Origin of the sequence: Cellulomonas septica, from assembly GCF_012396155.1 — a bacterium.
Lineage (GTDB): Bacteria > Actinomycetota > Actinomycetes > Actinomycetales > Cellulomonadaceae > Cellulomonas > Cellulomonas septica.
This window is the reverse complement of sequence record NZ_JAAXOY010000560.1, coordinates 1-2393: the sequence shown is the minus strand read 5'-3', so window position 1 is coordinate 2393 and position 2393 is coordinate 1. Positions and strand designations below refer to the sequence as shown.

2 protein-coding genes and 1 pseudogene are annotated in these 2393 nt (G+C 75.0%); 1 reads left to right on the top strand and 2 read right to left on the bottom strand.

What is annotated here, in order from left to right; genetic code table 11:
- Positions 1–273 precede the first annotated feature (273 nt).
- Positions 274–1014 (top strand): SOS response-associated peptidase, encoded by a 741-nt coding sequence (locus tag HGA02_RS16540; RefSeq protein WP_168680222.1) that lies wholly within the window; start codon positions 274–276, stop codon positions 1012–1014.
- A gap of 30 nt (positions 1015–1044) precedes the next feature.
- Here HGA02_RS16540 and HGA02_RS16535 read toward each other — a convergent pair whose 3' ends face one another.
- Complete coding sequence (locus HGA02_RS16535; protein WP_343035547.1) at positions 1045–2151, bottom strand: adenylate/guanylate cyclase domain-containing protein; 1107 nt, start codon at positions 2149–2151, stop codon at positions 1045–1047.
- 14 nt (positions 2152–2165) lie between these two features.
- Positions 2166–2393, bottom strand: a pseudogene (locus HGA02_RS16530) (biotin--[acetyl-CoA-carboxylase] ligase); the annotation flags it as partial.

The window sequence follows — 2393 nt, the reverse complement described above, 5'->3', positions numbered from 1 at the left end:
GTCGGCGGGGGTGCGTGTCGGGCGGTCCGGGCACGGGACGAAGGCGCAGGTCAGGGCATGGTTCGGCGCGTTGGTCCGGGGGGTGGGCGGCGCCGCAGGGGTGCTGGAGGCGGGGCGCGCGGTCATCGCTCTCCATGGTCGCACCCGATCCGAGCCGACGCGAATCGATTCGATATGGGTCTGGTCACGTCGGGTACGACGTCGCCCGCACGACTCCGACGCCGCTTTCCGGTCTGCCCGCGCGTGTGGGTGCGACCTGGCAGGCTGGCCCGCATGTGCGGTCGCTACGCCTCCTTCCGCGAGGACCAGGCCCTGGCCGACGAGTTCGCGATCGCGACCGTCGCCGACGACGTCCGGCTGCTCCCGCCATCGTGGAACGTCGCCCCGACCGACGGCGTGCGCATGGTCGTCGAGCGCGCCGACAAGGAGACAGGCGAGATCACGCGCCAGCTCCGCGTCGCCCGGTGGGGGCTCGTCCCGTCGTGGGCCAAGGACCCGTCCGTCGGCGCCCGCATGATCAACGCGCGTGTCGAGTCCGTCGCCGAGAAGTCCGCGTTCTCGCGCCCGTTCGCCGCCCGCCGCGCCCTGCTCCCCGCCGACGGCTACTACGAGTGGAAGAAGCCCGAGCCCGGCGCGCTCACCCGGACGAAGCAGCCGTTCTACCTGCACCCGGCCGACGACGACCTCGTCGCACTCGCCGGGCTGTACGAGTTCTGGAAGGACCCGACGAAGTCCGACGACGACCCCGACCGCTGGCTCGTCAGCGCGACCGTCATCACGCGCCCGGCGTCCGACGAGCACGCGCACATCCACGACCGGCAGCCGCTCATGCTGCGCCGCGACGACTGGGACGCGTGGCTCGACCCGTCGGCGGGCGCCGACGAGGCCCGCCGCCTCCTCGAAGCCCCGTCCCCGCGCCTCATCGCCACGCCCGTCTCGACGCTCGTCAGCTCCGTCCGCAACAACGGCCCCCAGCTCCTCGAACCGGTCGACCCGGACGAGACGCTGATCTAGCACCTACGCCGGCCGCCCGACCGCGCGACGTCAGGCCGGGGCGGCGGTGAGGCGGTACGGGGTGACCGTGCCGATGCCCTGGAGGTCGAGGGCGGGGCGCTCGTCGAGCACGAAGCGTGGGTCGCCGCCGAGCACCTGGGCGGTCTCGGGGTCGGTGAGGACGGTGCTCGGCTCGGCGATGTCGGTGAGCCGCGCGGCGAGGTTCACGTCGGGGCCGAACACGTCGCCGAATCGCGACAGCACGCGCCCCCAGACGAACCCGACGCGCACGGGCGTCACACCGCGCGCCCCCTCGGCGAGCCCGCCGACGGCCTGCTCGCGGTCGACGTCGAGCGCACCGCCGAGGGCCTCGGCGAGCCCGAGCGCGACGCGCGCGCCGGTCGCGGGGGTGTCGGCCACGAACAGAACGGCGTCGCCGATGGTCTTGACGACGCGACCCCCGGCGCCGGTGACGACGTCGCGCGCGGCTGCCTCGAACCGCTGCACGAACTGCGACAGGTCGGTGGACCCCAGCCCGGCGGTCCGGCGGGTGAAGGACACCATGTCGGCGAACCCGACGGCCCGCGCGAGCGGGAGCGCGGAGGCGTCGACGCCGGGCGAGCGCTGCGCGCCGAACTCGGCGGCGTACCGGCCGGCGATCGCGGCGAGCTGCCGGCGGTAGGCGTGCACGAGCTGCGCCTCGAGCAGGGGCGCGAGGTCGGCGAGCCGGTCGAGGGTCAGCAGGCGCGCGGTGGTGTCGTCGAGCTCGTACCGCGTCTCCATGTCCTCGACGAGGGCTTCGACCTGCCACAGCGCGAGGCGGTCGGCGGTGTGGCCGAGCGCGCGCGTGACGGTGAGGACGGTGCGGATGTCGAGCCCGTGCTCGCGGACCAGGGCGACGGCACGGTCGACGGCCTCGGCGTCGCGCTCGGTGTAGACGGTGTCGTCGGGGTCCGCGTGCGGCAGGCCGACCGTCGTCCAGAAGCCGCGGACGATGTCGACGTCGATGTGGGCGCGTCGGGCCAGGTCGTGCGCGCTGTAGCGGCGAGCACCGCCCAGCAGCTGGGCCTCGAGCTCGCCGACGGTGGACTCGGCGACCGCGGTCTCGTCGACGGGTCGCCCGGCACCGGTGGCGGGCGGGGAACCGTCGTCGGGCACGTGCCGAGCCTAGTTCACGCCCCGGACCGCACGTGACGGACGTCACCCGCGAGGACGTGGTGCGCGACCCCGGCGGCGTCGACGACCACGAGTCCGCCGTCGTCGTCGAGCCGCTCCGCGACGCCCGCGAGCTCGGCACCGCCGGGCAGCTCGACGCGCACGGGCGTGCCGAGCGTCGCGCACACCGCGGCGACCTCGTCGGCGAGCCCGGACGCGACGGCGTCGCCCCCGGCGTCGCGCCA

Coding starts and splice junctions, on each gene's coding strand:
- HGA02_RS16540 (WP_168680222.1), top strand. CDS start 274: ATGTGCGGTCGCTACGCCTCCTTCCGCGAGGACCAGGCCCTGGCCGAC.